The 16,211-nt window shown below is 73.5% G+C and carries 13 protein-coding genes; 11 read left to right on the forward strand and 2 right to left on the reverse strand.

Annotation, left to right across the window (positions count from 1 at the left end):
- The first annotated feature begins 149 nt into the window (after positions 1-149).
- The 3 genes from AB0O36_RS17355 (at position 150) to AB0O36_RS17365 (ending at position 3,903) form a co-directional block, all read left to right on the forward strand.
- Entirely contained in the window at positions 150-1,175 is a 1,026-nt protein-coding gene (locus tag AB0O36_RS17355; RefSeq protein WP_365110549.1) for an NlpC/P60 family protein, read from the forward strand.
- Positions 1,176-1,464: 289 nt separating this feature from the next.
- Entirely contained in the window at positions 1,465-2,505 is a 1,041-nt protein-coding gene (locus AB0O36_RS17360; protein WP_365110552.1) for an NlpC/P60 family protein, read from the forward strand.
- Between the two features lie 114 nt (positions 2,506-2,619).
- Positions 2,620-3,903, forward strand: coding sequence for a hypothetical protein (locus tag AB0O36_RS17365; protein WP_365110555.1), 1,284 nt, complete (start codon positions 2,620-2,622; stop codon positions 3,901-3,903).
- 43 nt (positions 3,904-3,946) lie between these two features.
- Here AB0O36_RS17365 and AB0O36_RS17370 read toward each other — a convergent pair whose 3' ends face one another.
- Positions 3,947-5,131 (reverse strand): glycosyltransferase family 87 protein, encoded by a 1,185-nt coding sequence (locus tag AB0O36_RS17370; RefSeq protein WP_365110609.1) that lies wholly within the window; start codon positions 5,129-5,131, stop codon positions 3,947-3,949.
- An 82-nt stretch (positions 5,132-5,213) separates the two neighbouring features.
- Between AB0O36_RS17370 and AB0O36_RS17375 the strand changes: the two genes are divergently transcribed.
- Positions 5,214-6,356, forward strand: coding sequence for a glycosyltransferase family 4 protein (locus tag AB0O36_RS17375; protein ID WP_365110558.1), 1,143 nt, complete (start codon positions 5,214-5,216; stop codon positions 6,354-6,356).
- Positions 6,357-6,627: 271 nt separating this feature from the next.
- Positions 6,628-8,247 (forward strand): GMC oxidoreductase, encoded by a 1,620-nt coding sequence (locus tag AB0O36_RS17380; RefSeq protein ID WP_365110561.1) that lies wholly within the window; start codon positions 6,628-6,630, stop codon positions 8,245-8,247.
- A gap of 87 nt (positions 8,248-8,334) precedes the next feature.
- On the opposite strand, the gene AB0O36_RS17385 is transcribed toward AB0O36_RS17380, so the two are convergent.
- Positions 8,335-10,137 (reverse strand): AMP-dependent synthetase/ligase, encoded by a 1,803-nt coding sequence (locus tag AB0O36_RS17385; RefSeq protein WP_365110563.1) that lies wholly within the window; start codon positions 10,135-10,137, stop codon positions 8,335-8,337.
- Between the two features lie 229 nt (positions 10,138-10,366).
- Here AB0O36_RS17385 and AB0O36_RS17390 point away from each other — a divergent pair, with 229 nt between their 5' ends.
- From AB0O36_RS17390 to AB0O36_RS17415, 6 genes are all read left to right on the forward strand, one after another.
- On the forward strand, positions 10,367-11,161 hold the full coding sequence (locus tag AB0O36_RS17390; RefSeq protein WP_365110565.1) for a metallophosphoesterase: 795 nt from the start codon (positions 10,367-10,369) through the stop codon (positions 11,159-11,161).
- Between the two features lie 140 nt (positions 11,162-11,301).
- On the forward strand, positions 11,302-11,745 hold the full coding sequence (locus AB0O36_RS17395; protein WP_365110568.1) for an SRPBCC family protein: 444 nt from the start codon (positions 11,302-11,304) through the stop codon (positions 11,743-11,745).
- 220 nt (positions 11,746-11,965) lie between these two features.
- Complete coding sequence (locus AB0O36_RS17400; RefSeq protein ID WP_365110612.1) at positions 11,966-13,159, forward strand: ArsA-related P-loop ATPase; 1,194 nt, start codon at positions 11,966-11,968, stop codon at positions 13,157-13,159.
- Positions 13,160-13,348: 189 nt separating this feature from the next.
- Entirely contained in the window at positions 13,349-13,924 is a 576-nt protein-coding gene (locus AB0O36_RS17405; protein WP_365110571.1) for a DUF5304 domain-containing protein, read from the forward strand.
- A 61-nt stretch (positions 13,925-13,985) separates the two neighbouring features.
- Positions 13,986-14,927: an ROK family glucokinase gene (locus AB0O36_RS17410; protein ID WP_365110574.1), complete on the forward strand. Its 942-nt coding sequence runs from the start codon at positions 13,986-13,988 to the stop codon at positions 14,925-14,927.
- A gap of 129 nt (positions 14,928-15,056) precedes the next feature.
- Positions 15,057-15,806, forward strand: a complete 750-nt coding sequence (locus tag AB0O36_RS17415) for an endonuclease/exonuclease/phosphatase family protein (protein ID WP_365110577.1) — start codon at positions 15,057-15,059, stop codon at positions 15,804-15,806.
- The last annotated feature ends 405 nt before the right edge of the window (positions 15,807-16,211 follow it).

Here is a 16,211-nt window from a genome sequence, read left to right on the forward strand (position 1 = left end):
TCCTTCCGGGATTTGAAGTGATCACGGCGGGGTCACTAGGGTCTGGCCCAAACCTTCGTGCGGTAGATCACTCGACCGGGTGACGGCGGAGGTGCTGCCGGGCGCGTGCGAACGCCGCCGGCGGCACGAGGAAGAAGGAGCTCGCCTCCGTGGCGTCCCACCGTCGACCCAAGCAGCCGAACCGCGCGCGCGTGACCGTCCTCACCGCCACCGCCGCGGCAGCCGTCGCACTCTCGTCGCACGCGGCCGTGGCCGCCCCGGCCAAGCCGGGCAAGGACGAGGTCAAGGCGAAGGTCGACGCCCTCTACGAGGAGGCCGAGCAGGCCACCGAGAAGGCGAACGGCGCCAAGGAGCAGCAGGACAAGCTCGAAAAGCAGATCGGGCAGCTCCAGGACCAGGTGGCCCGCGGTCAGGGCGAGCTCAACGAGCTCCGCAACACGCTGGGTTCGATGGCCGCCGCGCAGTACCGCAACGGAGGCATCGACCCCTCCCTGGCCCTCTTCCTCTCCTCCGACCCCGAGGACTACCTCGACCAGGCCTCCACCCTGGACCAGTTGACGGGACAGCAGCTGGAGGCAGTGCAGCAGATCCAGGCCAAGCAGCGCACCCTGGCCCAGCAGCGGCAGGAGGCCCAGGGCAAGCTCAAGGACCTCGACGCCACCCGCAAGGAGCTGGCAGACAAGAAGGCCGCCGCGCAGGCCAAGCTCGCCGAGGCCCAGAAGCTGCTCAACACCCTGACCGCGCAGGAGCGCGCCCAGCTCAAGGACGACGAGCAGCGGGCCAGCCGCGACGACGGCGAGCGGGTCAACCTCGGCAACGTCAAGGCTTCGGGCCGTGCCGGCGCCGCACTCGCCGCCGCCAAGACGAAGCTGGGCAGCGCGTACATATCGGGCGCCGAGGGCCCCACCGCCTTCGACTGCTCCGGCCTGACCCAGTGGGCGTACAAGCAGGCCGGCGTGGGCATCACCCGCACCACCTGGACCCAGGCCAAGGAAGGCACCCGCATCCCGCTGAGCCAGCTCCAGCCCGGTGACCTGGTGTTCTTCTACAGCGACCTGCACCACGTCGGCCTCTACGCGGGCAACGGCATGACCCTGCACGCCTCGAACCCGCGCGGCGGGGTCAAGTACGAGAAGATCAGCTACATGTCGCCCCAGTTCGGTGTCCGCATCTGACCCGTCGGGAGATGAATCGTCCTGATTCGCCCCGGGGTTGGTCCAACGGCTCCTGACGGAACGCCAGGGCACGCCGGACGTCGACCGTCCGGGGGAATTCCGAGTGCGCCGCTCCGCCCGACGCCCCGCCGATGACCTGCGTCTGTCGGCGGGGCGTCGGCGTACCGGCCCCGAACGGTCGTTGGCCGGGGCGTGTCCGCGCGGTTACTGTCTGCCAGCGCGGAACCCGGCACCGGCCGTCCACGGGGGGCGGACACGGGCCGCGCAGCGGAAGGGAGTACGGCTTCCCGTGGCGACCCATCGCCGGACCGGGCCCCTCGGCCTCGACCGCAACACAGTGCACCTCCTGTCGGCCGCCGCGGCAGCCACCGCCACCGCCCTGACGGCCGTTCCCGCGGTCGCCGCGCCCGCGGACCCGCCGGGCGACGCCAGAGCGGCCGTCGAGCGCCTCTTCGAGGAGGCCGAGCAGGCCACCGAACGCTTCAACGAGGCGGGGGAGCGGAGCGCGAAACTGCGCGCCGAGGTGAGCCGGGCCCAGGACGCGGCGGCCCGCGCCCAGGACCGCATCAACACCATGCGGGGCCTGCTCGGCGCCTTCGCCGGCGCCCAGTACCGGTCCGGCGGCCTCGACCCCACCATGGAGCTGCTGCTCACCGAGGACCCCGACGAATACCTGGAGAAGGCCGGCACCCTGGACCGGCTGACCACCCGCCAGGCCCGGCAGCTCGGCGAACTCCGCGAGGAGCAGCGCCGGCTGGACCAGCAGCGCAGGGAGGCCGCCGGCAAGCTCGCCGAACTCGACAGGCTGCGCGCGGACGTGGCCCGGCACAAGCGCTCGGTCACCGCCAAGCTGGCGGCGGCACGGCGGCTGCTCAACGAGATGCCCGCGCCGGAACGGGAGGAGTACGAGCGCTCCTCGCGGTCGGGCGGCCGGGCCGGCGCACTGCCCGACCTGTCCGGCCCGTCCGGCTCGGCCCCGGCCTCCGGGCGGGCCGCCGCGGCGGTGATGGCCGCCCGCGCCGCCGTCGGCAGGCCGTACGTGTGGGGTGCGACCGGACCCTCCGGGTTCGACTGCTCGGGCCTGATGGTGTGGTCCTACCGGCAGGCGGGCGTCGCCCTGCCGCGCACCTCGCAGGCCCAGCGGTTCGCCGGACGCAGGGTCCCGCTGTCCGAGGCCCGGCCCGGCGACCTGATCACCTACCGGTCGGACGCCAGCCACGTCGGCATGTACGTCGGCAACGGACAGGTCATCCACGCCCCCTACCCGGGGGCCCCGGTCCGCTACGACCCGGTCGGCATGATGCCGGTCTCCGGGGTCACGCGACCGTAGCGGCAGGCGGCAGGCGGCAGGCGGCAGGCGGCAGGCGGCAGGCGGCAGGCGGCAGGCGGCAGGCGGCAGGCGGCAGGCCCGGAGGGCCGTCCGGGCGCTGCGTACGATCGCAGGGTGTCCCGCCCCGCCCGCCGCGCCGCCCGCCGCGCCGCCCCGCTCCGGCCCGGGCCCGGCCCCGAGCCGGGTCCGGCCCTCCGTTTCGGGTTCCGCTTCCCGGACCGGCCGGCCCCGGCGGCCCGGCCGGTCCGCGCCCTGCTCCTGCTGGTCCTGGCGCTGCTCGTCCCGTCGGCCGGGTGCACCGGGCGGCCCGCCGACGCCCCCCGGGCGAAGGCGGAGGCCGAGGCAGAGGTCCGGCGGGCCGTCGCCGACTGGGCGGCCGGCGGGGGCGGACGGCCCGCCGGGGTCCCGCTGGAGTCCTGGGCGTACGAGGTCCGCTCGGTCCGGGTCACGGTCACGGACGCCGGGACCGGAGCCACCGCGGGGGCGGACCTCCGCTACCGCCTGGCCGGTCACGACGGGGCCCCCGCCGGCGGCGCCCGCGAGCTCACCCTGGCCGAACGGGACGGGCACTGGCGGGTCGAGGCCGACCGTCCCGCCCCGGGCGCCCTGCCCGAGCTGTGGGACCAGGGCCCGGTGGAGGCGGTGCGCGGCCGGTACGCGCTGGTGCTGGGCACCGGCCCGCGCGAGCGGCTCACCGGGATCGCGGCGGCCGCCGACGCGGCCGTCCCCGCGGTGGCCGCGGCCTGGCCCTCCGGCCCTCCCGGCACCTCCGGCGGCACCCCGTGGTCCGGCCGGGCGGTGCTGCTGGTGCCCGGCTCGGCGGACCGGATGGCCGCCCTCCTCGGCTCGGCGCCCGGGGCGTACCGGGGGATGGCGGCCGTCACCACCGGCCGGGTGGGCGCCTCCCCGGCCCCCGCGGACCGGGTGGTGGTCAACCCGGACGCCTACGCCGAGCTGGGCGAGGAGGGCCGCCGCATCGTGCTCACCCACGAGATCACCCATGTCGCGACCCGGCCGGTGACCTCGGCCTCGACCCCGATGTGGCTCTCGGAGGGCCTCGCGGACTGGGTGGCGTACCGGGGGAGCGGCCGTACGCCGCCGGACATCGCCCCGGCCACGGCCCGCGCGGTCCGCACGGGCCGCGTCCCGGCCGCGCTGCCGGCGAACGGGGCGTTCGCCTTCGGCGGGGACCAGGAGGCGCTGTCCCGGGCCTATGAGGAGTCCTGGCTGGCCTGCCGCACGATCGCCGCCCGCTGGGGCGAGCAGGCCCTCCTGCGCCTCTACACGGCCGCCGCCCGCGAACCCCTCCCCGAGGCCCTCTCCCACACCCTGCACACGGACCTGCCGACCCTGACCACGGCCTGGCAACAGAGCCTGCGCACCGACCTGCCCGACTGATGCAGGACCGGTCGGCCCGACGCCTCCCAGCCCTGCCCACGCCTCAGCCGAGCGGCGCCCCCACCTCGGTCCGAGCGCCGGCCGCCGGTTCCGGCGCAGCCGTCGCCCCCGCCTTCGACGCCTCCCACAACACCCTGCAAGCGGACAGCGTCGCCCACACCAGCAGCCCGTTCCGCGTGACGATCAGCACGATCCCGATCCACTCGCTGCCCATGATCTCCGAGAAGTACGTCGGGAACTCCAGCTGCGTGAACGCCGTGGCCACCAGCAGGATCCGCGTCGCCCGGACCATCTTCGAGTCCGTCAGGGTCAGGCACACCGCCGCCAGGGCCACCAGCCACACCAGGTACTGCGGGCTGATCACCCGGCTGGTGACGGTGAACAGCAGCACCGCCGCGAACGCCGCGTCGAACACCACCCGCTCGTCGCCCGCCACGATCCGGGTCCGCAGTCGCCACAGCAGCAGCCAGCCGAACGCGACCGCCGTCAGCCCCAGCGAGAGCGTGCTGATGGTGTCCACCCACGGGCCGAGGAACTCGATCGATCCGTAGTTGAGCTTCACTTCGCCGTCCCACCAGCCGAACCGGCGGGCGAAGTGCAGCGGCAGCGCGCCCAGCGACTCCACCTCGGTGCCCCGGTCCCGCTGGAACGTCAGGAAGGCCAGCGATCCCGGCGTGGTGACCGCGAACACCGCCAGCAGCAGCGCTCCCGTCACGGCCGTCGACAGCCACACCGCCTTGCTCCGGACGCCCGCCAGCAGCAGCGCCGGCCAGATCTTCAGTACCGCGCCGAACGCGATCAGCGGGCCGCGCAGCCGCGGCAGCAGCAGGGCCGCCACCGCCACCGCCGAGACGAAGATGTCGTAGCGCGCGTACGCCGTCGGGCCGACCAGCGGCACCGCCCACACCCAGTACCAGGCGGCCCGCCGGCTGCGGCGGGCCAGCATCCCGGTCACCAGCGCGTCCGCGGCGAGGCAGAGCACGATGAAGGCGGCGGTGTACGACAGGAACGGCAGCAGTCCCGGGGCCAGGATCGCCAGTGCCGCACCCGGCGGGTACTGCCAGGTCACGTCGTCCATCGGGAAGGTGCCGGTCCGGAACACCCCGTACCAGCCCTGGTAGATCACCGTGACGTCGACCGTCACATCCGCACCCGGCAGCGGAATCACCCGGAAGGTGCACAAAAGGAGCAGGATCCGTGTGGCCGACCAGGCCGAAGAAAGCTTCAACACTGCGCCATGATGCCCAGGTCGGAGCCCTCGGGGCCACGGGACGCGGTAATCGAAACCGGTCCGGTACTGTCGGCAGGCGATGCACAAGACCCTGATCGTGACCAACGACTTCCCGCCGCGGCCCGGTGGCATCCAGGCGTTCCTGCACAACATGGCGCTGCGCCTGGACCCCGACCGCATCGTCGTCTACGCCTCCACCTGGAAGCACGGGGCGGAGGGTCGGGAGGCCACCGCGGCCTTCGACGCCGAGCAGCCGTTCCGGGTGGTCCGCGACCGTACGACCATGCTGCTGCCCACGCCGAGGGTGACGAAGCGGGCGGTCGGCCTGCTGCGCGAGCACGGCTGCGAGTCGGTCTGGTTCGGGGCGGCGGCACCGCTGGGCCTGATGGGACCGGCCCTGCGGCGGGCCGGGGCGCGCCGGCTGGTGGCGACCACGCACGGCCACGAGGCGGGCTGGGCGCAGCTGCCCGCGGCCCGGCAGCTGCTGCGGCGCATCGGAGAGGGCGCGGACACCCTCACCTACCTCGGCGAGTACACCCGTTCCCGGATCGCCTCCGCGCTCACCGAACGGGCGGCGGACCGGATGGTCCAACTGCCGCCCGGCGTGGACGAGAAGACCTTCCACCCGGACTCGGGCGGCGACGCCGTCCGGGCCCGCCTCGGCCTCTCCGGCCGCCCGGTCGTGGTGTGCGTCTCGCGGCTGGTCCCGCGCAAGGGCCAGGACACCCTGATCCGGGCCATGCCGCGGATCCTGGCGGCCGTGCCGGACGCGGTGCTGCTGATCGTCGGCGGCGGCCCCTACGAGGCGGACCTGCGGAAGCTGGCCGTCACCACCGGGGTCGCGGACTCGGTGGTCTTCACCGGTGCCGTCCCCTGGGCCGAACTCCCGGCGCACTACGGAGCGGGCGACGTCTTCGCCATGCCCTGCCGGACCCGGCGCGGCGGACTGGACGTGGAGGGCCTCGGCATCGTCTACCTGGAGGCCTCCGCCACCGGCCTGCCGGTCGTGGCGGGCGACTCCGGCGGCGCCCCGGACGCGGTCCTGGACGGCGAAACCGGCTGGGTGGTCCGCGGCGGCGTCCCGGAGGACTCGGCGGACCGCATCGTGGCCCTCCTGCAGGACCCGGACCTCCGCGCCCGGATGGGTGCCAGGGGCCGAGCCTGGGTCGAGGAACGCTGGCGCTGGGACCTCCTGGCGGACCGCCTCCGCGACCTGCTCTAGCGCCCTGCCAGGGGCGCGGGGAACTGCGCGACCAGCCCCCACCGGCCCGCAGGCGAAGGGCGGGGTCCGGGGCCGAGCCCCGGTTCCGGGAAGGGGCGGGGAGGGGTAATGGCACCGCGCGGCGGCCCGCCCGGCCCCGCCCGCGCGAGCGACGGCTTCGCCCGGCCCGGGCATCGCGCCCGCGCGGCCCCGCAGCCAGAGCTGACTGTCACCCAGAACCATGGCTGCGCCGCATATGGGCGGAAGACCGCATTCCGCCCATGATGCGGCCATGACACCAAACCTGACGCGGCGTCACATACTGGGCCTCGGTGCCCTGCAGACCGCCGCCGCCCTCGGCTTCACCAGAATCGGCCCCAGCCCGGCCGCCGCCGCCGAGCCGCCCCCGGCCGCACACTACGCCCCGGCCGTGGTCGTCGGTTCCGGTTACGGTTCCGCCGTGGCCGCCCTCCGGCTCGGCGAGGCCGGCGTACGGACCGTCGTACTGGAGATGGGCCGCCTCTGGGACACCCCCGGCCCCGACGGCCGGGTCTTCCCGCCCACCACCGCCCCGGACCAGCGCTCCATGTGGTTCCGCACCCGCACCGAGGCCCCGCTCGCCCAGTTCCTCTGGCTGGACGTGGTCAACCGGAACATCAGCCCCTACCCCGGCGTACTGGACCGGGTGAACCACGGCGACATGTCCGTCTACGTGGGCCGGGGCGTCGGCGGCGGCTCCCTGGTCAACGGCGGAATGTCGCCCACACCGCGCCGCTCCTACTTCTCCGAGGTCTTCCCCGGCGTCGACGCCGAGGAGATGTACGGGACCTACTACCCGCTCGCCCGCCGGATGCTCGGCGTCAACGACATCGACCCGGCCTGGTTCGAATCCACCGAGTGGTACCGCTTCGCCCGGATCTCCCGCAAGCACGCCGCCAACACCGGACTGCGCACCGTCTTCGTGCCCAACGTCTACGACTTCGGCTACATGAAACGGGAGGCCGCCGACGAGGTGCCCAGGTCGGCGCTGGCCGGTGAGGTCATCTACGGCAACAACCACGGCAAGCGGAGCCTGGACAAGACCTACCTCGCCGCCGCCCTCGGCACCGGAAACGTCACCATCGAGACCCTGCAACGGGTCGTCGGCGTACGGCCCGATCCGGCCGGGGGCTACGTCCTGACCGTGCACACCATCGACCTGTCCGGACGCGTCACGCAGACCCGTGAACTCGGCTGCGGCCGGCTCTTCCTCGGCGCCGGCAGCCTGGGCACCACGGAGATCCTGCTGCGGGCCCGGGAGACCGGAACCCTGCCCGCCCTCAGCGACCAGGTGGGACTCGGCTGGGGGCCCAACGGAAACGTGATGACCGCCCGCGCCAACCACCTGTGGGACACCGTCGGCGCCAACCAGGCCACCATGCCCGCCCTCGGCATCGACGACTGGGACAACGCCGCCAACCCGGTCTTCGCGGAGATCGCCCCGCTGCCCATGGGCCTGGAGCACTGGATCTCGATGTACCTCGCGATCACCAAGAACCCCGAACGCGGCCACTTCACCTACGACGCGGCCACCGACTCGGCCCGGCTGAACTGGCGCCGGGACCAGAGCACACCGTCCGTCAACGCCGCCAAGACCCTCTTCGACCGCATCAACCGGAGGAACGTCACGGTCTACCGCCACGACCTGTTCGGTGGCAACAGGGCCTTCGCCGACGACTTCACCTACCACCCGCTGGGCGGCTGCGTGCTCGGCCGGGCCACCGACGCGTACGGCAGGGCCAAGGGCTACCGCGGCCTCTACGTGGTCGACGGCTCCCTGGTGCCCGGCAGCCTCGGCGTGAACCCGTTCGTCACCATCACGGCACTGGCCGAACGGAACATGGCCCGGATCCTCGCCGAGGACCCGAGCTAGCCCCGGACGGCCACACGGCCACACGGCCACACGGCCACACGGCCGCACAAGCAACTGCGTCAGCCGCGTCAGCCGCGTTCAGGCACGTCAGCCGCGGTAGAGCGCCTCGATCTCGTCCGCGAAGTCCTTCGCCACCACGTTCCGCTTCAGCTTCAGCGAAGGCGTGATGTGGCCCGACTCCTCCGTGAACTGGGAGCCGAGAATGCGGAACTTCCGCACCGATTCCGCCTTGGAAACCGCAGCGTTGCCGTCATCGATCGCCTTCTGGACGGCGGCGACCAGCTCCGCGTCCTCGCGCAGCTCCGCCGCCGTCACACCCGCCGGCTTGCCGTTCTCCTGCGCCCAGCGGCCGAGGAACTCCTCGTCCAGGGTGACCAGCGCGGCCACGAACGGCCGGCCGTCGCCCACCACCATGCACTCCGCGACCAGCGCGTGTGCCCGGATCCGGTCCTCGATCACCGCGGGGGCCACGTTCTTGCCGCCCGCCGTGACGATGAGCTCCTTCTTCCGGCCGGTGATGGCGAGGTAACCGTCCTCGTCCAGGGTGCCGACGTCACCGGTGTGGAACCAGCCGTCGGTCAGCGCCTCGGCCGTGGCCGACTCGTTGTTCCAGTACTCCTTGAAGATGTGCTCGCCGTGCAGCAGCACCTCGCCGTCGTCCGCGATGCGCACCACGGAACCCGGCAGCGGCTGGCCGACCGTACCGATCTTCGGGCGGTCCCACGGGTTGAAGGCCGTGGCCGCGCAGGACTCGGTCAGGCCGTAGCCCTCCAGCACGGTGAAGCCGATGCCGCGGAAGAAGTGCCCGAGCCGCTCGCCCAGCGGGGCGCCGCCGGAGATCGCGTACTCGCCGCGGCCGCCGAGGACGGCGTGCAGCTTGCTGTAGACCAGCTTGGAGAAGATGCGGTGCTTCAGCCGCAGCCCGAAGGACGGACCCCCCGGGGTGTCCAGCGCCCGGCTGTACGCGATCGCGGTGTCGGCCGCCGCGTCGAAGATCCGGCCCTTGCCGTCGGCCTGCGCCTTCGCCCGCGCCGAGTTGAAGACCTTCTCGAACACCCGCGGCACGCCCAGGATCAGCGTCGGGCGGAAGGACTGGAGCTCGTCGGTCAGGTTCTTGATGTCCGGTACGCAGCCCAGGCGGATCGGCGCCAGCACCGCGGCCACCTCCACCAGGCGCCCGAAGACGTGCGCGGCCGGCAGGAAGAGCAGCACCGAGCAGTCACCGGTGCGGAACAGCGGGCTCAGCCGCTCCACCACGTTGCCGCACTCGGCGAAGAAGTTCCGGTGGGTCAGCACGCAGCCCTTGGGGCGGCCGGTGGTGCCCGAGGTGTAGACGATGGTGGCCGGGTCGTCGGCGTTCGCCAGCGAGCTGCGCTCGTCCACCTCGGCGTCACTGACGTCCGCGCCCGCCGCCTTCAGGGCCTCCAGAGCGCCCTGCTCGATCTCCCAGACCTCGCGCAGCTCCGGCAGCGCGTCGCGCAGGGCGGCCACGGCCGCACTGTGCCCGGCCCCCTCGACCACCGCGGCCACCGCGCCGGAGTCACCGAGGATCCACTGGATCTGCTCGGGGGAGGAGGTCTCGTACACCGGGACGGTGACCGCGCCCGCGCTCCAGATCGCGAAGTCGATCAGCACCCACTCGTAGCGGGTGCGCGAGATCAGCGCGACCCGGTCGCCGGGCCGCACGCCCGCCGCGATCAGGCCCTTGGCCGCCGCCCGCACCTCGTCGAGGAACTGCCGCGCGGTGACGTCCTCCCAGCCGGAACCGGAAGCGGTCTTGCGGGCCATGACAGCAGTGTGGGGATGCTGCGAGGCATTGCGGCGGATGAGATCCGTGAGGTTCCCGTCGGAGGGGACCTCGTACAGGGCCGGAAGGCTGAACTCGCGCAAGACTGCTGCTCCTCTGGGGCGCCATCGCCACGATGTGGACCGACCGGACGTTACCCACCGGTAGTGGGTTCCCGGTAGAGGGAACCGGCCAGATGTTCCGTGCGTCACATGACGCGGCATTATTGTCCCGACAGTAGTCCACCCCTTTCGGGACTTGGAAGTAACCGCAGGTCCGGCGGGCTGCGGGGGACTCTGGCCTGTGGGGGCGGGTCCCCCTAGGCTGATCGCCATGAGGGGATCAAAACGCGGCACCCGGATCCATGTCGTCAGTGACGTCCACGGCAACACCGAGGCCCTGGCCAGAGCGGGCGAAGGTGCCGATGCCCTGGTCTGCCTCGGTGACCTGGTCCTCTTCCTCGACTACGCCGACCACTCCCGCGGAATCTTCCCCGACCTCTTCGGCGTCGAGAACGCCCACCGGATCGTCGCCCTGCGCACCGAGCGGCGGTTCGAGGAGGCCCGCGAGTTCGGCCGGGCCCTGTGGGCCGGCCTCCCCGGCGACCGGCCCCGCGAACACGTCATCGAAGAAGCCGTGCGGCGCCAGTACGCCGAAATGTTCGCCGCCTTCCCCACCCCCACGTACGCCACCTACGGCAACGTCGACATACCGACCCTGTGGCCCGAGTACGCCGGAACCGGAACCACCGTCCTGGACGGCGAGCGGGTCGAGATCGCCGGCCGCGTCTTCGGCTTCGTCGGCGGCGGCCTGCCCACCCCGATGAACACCCCCTACGAGGTCGACGTCGAGGAGTACGCGGCCAAGGTCGAGGCCCTCGGCGAGGTGGACGTGCTCTGCTCCCACATCCCGCCCGAGGTCCCCGAACTCTGCTACGACACCGTCGCGCGCCGCTTCGAGCGGGGCAGCGCCGCACTGCTCCAGGCGATCCGGCGCACCCGCCCCAAGTACGCCCTCTTCGGGCACGTCCACCAGCCGCTGGCCCAGCGGATGCGGGTCGGCGGCACCGAGTGCGTGAACGTCGGCCACTTCGCGTCGACGGGAAGGCCGTGGGCCCTGGAGTGGTGACGGGAGCGGTGATCGGGGCCCTGGAGTGGCCACTCCACGACGCGCGGTAGCCTTCACGCGGGGGCGGCCGGAGGCCGCACAGTCCTCACATTCCCCCAGCTCCCGCTGGGAGGTACCACCAGCCCGGAGGAGCCACCGCGATGGCGGAACACACCAGCTCAAGCATCACGATCGATGCGGCGCCGGCCGACGTCATGGCGGTGATCGCAGACTTCGCCCGCTACCCGGAGTGGACCGGAGAGGTGAAGGAGGCCGAGGTCCTCGCCACCGACGCCGAAGGCCGCGCCGAGAAGGTGCGCCTGCTCCTGGACGCCGGCGCGATCAAGGACGACCACACCCTCCTCTACACGTGGAAGGGCGCCGACGAGGTCAGCTGGACCCTGGACAAGTCCCAGATGCTCCGCCAGCTCGACGGCTCCTACCGGCTGGCCCCGCTGGGCGCCGGAGACCGCACCGAGGTCACGTACTCGCTGACCGTGGACGTCAAGATCCCGATGCTCGGCATGATCAAGCGCAAGGCCGAGAAGGTCATCATCGACCGCGCCCTGGCCGGCCTGAAGAAGCGCGTCGAGTCCGCGGCCTGATCCGAGAGCGCGGCCGGGTCGGGGGCGCGGCCCCGCCCGCGCCCTGCCAGGGGCGCGGGGAACTGCGCGACCAGCCCCCACCGGCCCGCGGGCGAAAGAGGGGTCCGGGGCGCAGCCCCGGTTTCGGGAAAGGGGCGGGGTGGGGCACATCCCGTGCAGCGAACCACAACAGACCACGGCGCCCCACCACGGCAACAACGTCCGGAGCACCGCACACACCATGCACACCCTGCTGATCACCGGCCCCGGCGGAGCCGGCCGCACCACCGTGGCCGCCGCCACCGCCCTCGCGGCAGCCCGCCGAGGGCAACGCGTGCTCGTACTCTCCGCCGACACCACCGACCCCCTCGGCACCCTGCTCGGCCCACCCCGCGGCCCCGCCACCACCCCCGCCCCCGGCCTCACCGCCGAACCCGTCGCCACCGACAACCTCTGGCGCGCCCGCATCGACTCCGCCGACGACTTCCGCCAGGGCCTGGTCGACCTCCAGGAACGCGGCACCGCCGTCCTCGGCATGCTCGGCGCCCGGCCCCTGACCGCCGAAGAACTCACCGAACTGCCGGGCACCGAACAGTTCGCCCTGCTCCGCGCCCTGCGCAGGACCGCGGACGCCGCCCCGACGGCCGGCGGCCCCTTCGACCTGGTCGTCGTGGACATGCCGCCGATCGACCAGGCCGTCGCGACCCTCGCCCTCCCCGCCCAGCTCCGCCGCTACCTCGCCCGCCTGGTCCCCGCCGAGCGGCAGGCCGCCCGCGCCCTGCGCCCCGTACTGGCACAGCTGGCCGGGGTCCCCATGCCCGCGCAGTGGCTCTACGAGACCGCCACCCGCTGGGACGGGGAACTCGCCGCCGTCCAGGCGGTCGTCGAGGCCGCCACCACCTCCGTCCTGCTGGTCGCCGAACCCGGCCCGGCCGCCGCCGAGGCCCTCCGGCTGGGCCGGCTCGGCCTCGCCCTGCACGGCCTGCCGGCCGGCCCGGTGATCGCCAACCGCATGGTCCCCGACGGCTCCGGCGACCCCTGGACGGCCGGCCTCGCCGCCGAACAGCAGAAGTACGCCGCGCAGTGGGACGCGTACCGGCCGCTGCCCCACCTGGGCCGGGCCCCCCGGGGCCCCGAGGACCTGGCGCTCCTCGACCCAGGCCCGGTCCCGGTCCCCGACCGGTCCGACTGGCCCGTCGAGGACCGGCGCGCCGAGGACGGGCTGCTCGTCTGGACGGTGCCGCTGCCCGATGCGCAGAAGCGGGAGCTCGACCTGGTCCGGCGCGGCGACGAACTGCTGCTCGGCGCGGGCCCGTACCGCAGGATCGTTCCGCTTCCCTCGGCACTGCGCCGCTGCACCGTCTCCGGTGCCTCCCTCACCGACGGCGCCCTCCGGATCCGCTTCACCCCGGACCCGGCCCTCTGGCCGCGCTGACCACGGAGGGGGCGGGCGGGAACGGACGGCGACGGGCGGGGGACAGGCCGGAACGGACAGGAAGGGCCGGGAACGGACGGGGGTGAGCGGACGGCCGGCCCAGGGGGACCGCGGGCGGCGACCCGGCGCCATACCCCCGTTCGGGTAACGTCGGAAGTACCCGCCCCAGCTGCCGCAGGAGAGTCCGCCATGAGCGAGGCCACCGACCATCCCGCCGACGACGACGCCTGGGCGAAGGCCTGCGCCGAGGACCTCGCCGCCGAGCGGGCCCGCCGTACGCAACGGAACACGGCCGGCGGCGGGAGCGGGAACAGCACCGGGACGGCCGCCGAGGAACTCCTCAAGCTCTTCGAAGCCGTCGCCGACAAGGTGTCCGGGCTGAACAACCCCCTGTTCGGCACCGCCGCCACAGGCGCCGTCCGCCAGTTCGTCAACCAGGCGAAGAGCGCCGCCAAGCCCGTCATCGAACGCAACCCGGAGGTCTTCGACCACCTCGCCGCCGCCGGTTCCGAGCTGCTCGCGGCCTACCGCACGGCGGTGGAGGGCCACGAACGCCGCTGGACCCGCGGCGACGACACGGGCGCCCACACGGGCCGCCCCCACAACACCGACAAGGGCGGCGACGACAACACCCGGACCCGAGGCGACGGCAGCACCCACAACCGGGGCGACGAGAGCACCCACAACCGGGGCGACGGCAACGCCGACAACCGGGGCGACAACGGCGACGGCCCCGGCCCGTCGGGTCGTATCGACCTCGACTGAGTGACGGCCGCCCTCGGGTACCTTTGGCCGTGGCGGGGTTTGACCGGAAACCGAGGGACTAATGGGACTCACCATCGGCGTCGACATCGGCGGCACGAAGATCGCGGCCGGCGTGGTCGACGAAGAGGGCACCATCCTGGAGACGTACAAGGTGCCCACCCCGCCGACCGCGGACGGCGTGACGGAGGCGATCTGCGCCGCCGTCGCCGAGGTCAGCAGCAACCACGCCGTCGAGGCGGTCGGCATCGGCGCGGCCGGATACGTCGACGACAAGCGCGCGACCGTACTCTTCGCGCCCAACATCAACTGGCGGCACGAGCCGCTCAAGGACAAGGTCGAGCAGCGCATCGGCCTCCCCGTGGTCGTCGAGAACGACGCCAACGCCGCCGCCTGGGGCGAGTACCGCTTCGGCGCCGGCCAGGGCCACGAGGACGTCATCTGCATCACCCTCGGCACCGGCCTCGGCGGCGGCATCATCATCGGCAACAAGCTGCGCCGCGGCCGCTTCGGCGTGGCCGCCGAGTTCGGCCACATCCGCGTCGTGCCCGACGGCCTGCTGTGCGGCTGCGGCAGCCAGGGCTGCTGGGAGCAGTACGCCTCCGGCCGGGCCCTGGTCCGCTACGCCAAGCAGCGCGCCAACGCCACCCCCGAGCGCGCCGAGATCCTCCTCGGCCTCGGCGACGGCACCGTCGAGGGCATCGAGGGCAAGCACGTCAGCGAGGCGGCCCGGGCGGGCGACCGGGTGGCCGTGGACTCCTTCCGCGAGCTGGCCCGCTGGGCCGGCGCCGGTCTGGCCGACCTCGCCTCCCTCTTCGACCCGTCCGCGTTCATCGTCGGCGGCGGGGTCTCCGACGAGGGCGAGCTGGTCCTCGAACCGATCCGCAAGTCCTTCCGTCGCTGGCTGATCGGCGCCCAGTACCGGCCGCACGCGCAGGTGCTGGCCGCCCAGCTCGGCGGCAAGGCGGGCCTGGTCGGCGCGGCGGACCTGGCCCGCCAGGGCTGAACCGGCCGGAGCGGCCGTACCGGCCACGGCTGAAGCGGCCGTACCGGCTGCCTGCCGGGGCACAGGACTCCGGAGTCTGCCCGCCGCGCCCCCTGTGGGCACGGCGGGCAGCGGCATATGTTGCCCCACATGGATGATCTGCCTCAGTCCCATACGGAATCGGACGGCTCCGCGGTGATCCGGGTGCTCTCCTACAACCTCCGCTCGATGCGCGACGACGAGGATGCCCTCGCCCGGGTGATCCGAGCCTGCTCCCCGGACCTGGTCTTCGCCCAGGAGGCCCCCCGCTTCTTCCGCTGGCGCAAGCACGCCGCCAGGCTGGCGGCGAAGGCCGAACTGGTGGTCCTCGGCGGCGGCGCGACCGCCGCGGGCACCCTGCTGATGTGTTCGCTGCGCGCCCACGTGGAGCGCACCGAGGACGTGCTCCTGCCGCTCACCCCGGGCCTGCACCGCCGCGGGTTCGCGACCGCGGTCGTACGGATCGCCGGCGCCCGGGTCGGTCTGCTGAGCACGCACCTCTCCCTCCAGCGGGCGGAACGCGCGACCCAGGCGGGACTGCTGCTGGAGAGACTCCGCGCGCTGGACACCCCGTACGCCATCGCCGCGGGCGACCTCAACGAAACCCCGGGCGGCCCGGCCTTCACCCGCCTGACGTCCGAGCTGCAGGACTGCCGGACCGTCGCCCCCTGGGGCGACGAGAACACCTTCCCGACCACCGCCCCCGACCGCCGCATCGACGCCATCCTCACGACCCCCGGCGTGGAGGTCCTGGGCTGCGGAGTCCCCACGGAGCTGAAGGGAATCGCCGCAGCCGACCTGAAGTCAGCCTCGGACCACCTCCCGGTCCTGGCAGCGCTCCGCTTGCGGGCCGTGGCCTGAGGGGTGGGGGCTACGGCTCCTCCCCGCGGCCCGCTCCACCCCCCGAGCCCGGCCGGGCTCGGGCGGGGGTTGCCCACCCGCCCCCCGGCAGTGTGTGGCCGGACCGGACGATGCGGTGGGGCAGGGGCAGGGCAGTAGCGGGACTCGTGTCGGACGGGACCGGTCGGGGGGTGGGGGGTCGGGACAGCGACCGGATCCGTTGGGAGGGGGCCATGGGGCCTGGCGGGGTGTGGGTGTGCCGGGGCGTTGCCTGGACGGAATCAGGGAGGTGCCCGGGGGCTGCCCGTCAGTCCTCACTGTCCTTCCGGGGCCGTCAGCCCTGTCAAGGGCGCTCCTTCGTCGCGTCGCCCGGAGGGCGATGGCCCGTTGGGCCACCCTTGACAGGACTGACGGCCCCGGAACGAC

Origin of the sequence: Streptomyces sp. NPDC089799 (genome assembly GCF_040684755.1) — a bacterium.
In the GTDB taxonomy this organism is placed as follows: domain Bacteria; phylum Actinomycetota; class Actinomycetes; order Streptomycetales; family Streptomycetaceae; genus Streptomyces.

Bases quoted from the DNA above. Each gene is read 5' to 3' on its own strand.
- AB0O36_RS17375 (WP_365110558.1), top strand. From the start codon at position 5,214: ATGCACAAGACCCTGATCGTGACCAACGACTTCCCGCCGCGGCCCGGT.
- AB0O36_RS17390 (WP_365110565.1), top strand. From the start codon at position 10,367: ATGAGGGGATCAAAACGCGGCACCCGGATCCATGTCGTCAGTGACGTC.
- AB0O36_RS17410 (WP_365110574.1), top strand. From the start codon at position 13,986: ATGGGACTCACCATCGGCGTCGACATCGGCGGCACGAAGATCGCGGCC.
- AB0O36_RS17400 (WP_365110612.1), top strand. From the start codon at position 11,966: ATGCACACCCTGCTGATCACCGGCCCCGGCGGAGCCGGCCGCACCACC.
- AB0O36_RS17395 (WP_365110568.1), top strand. From the start codon at position 11,302: ATGGCGGAACACACCAGCTCAAGCATCACGATCGATGCGGCGCCGGCC.
- AB0O36_RS17380 (WP_365110561.1), top strand. From the start codon at position 6,628: ATGACACCAAACCTGACGCGGCGTCACATACTGGGCCTCGGTGCCCTG.
- AB0O36_RS17405 (WP_365110571.1), top strand. From the start codon at position 13,349: ATGAGCGAGGCCACCGACCATCCCGCCGACGACGACGCCTGGGCGAAG.
- AB0O36_RS17415 (WP_365110577.1), top strand. From the start codon at position 15,057: ATGGATGATCTGCCTCAGTCCCATACGGAATCGGACGGCTCCGCGGTG.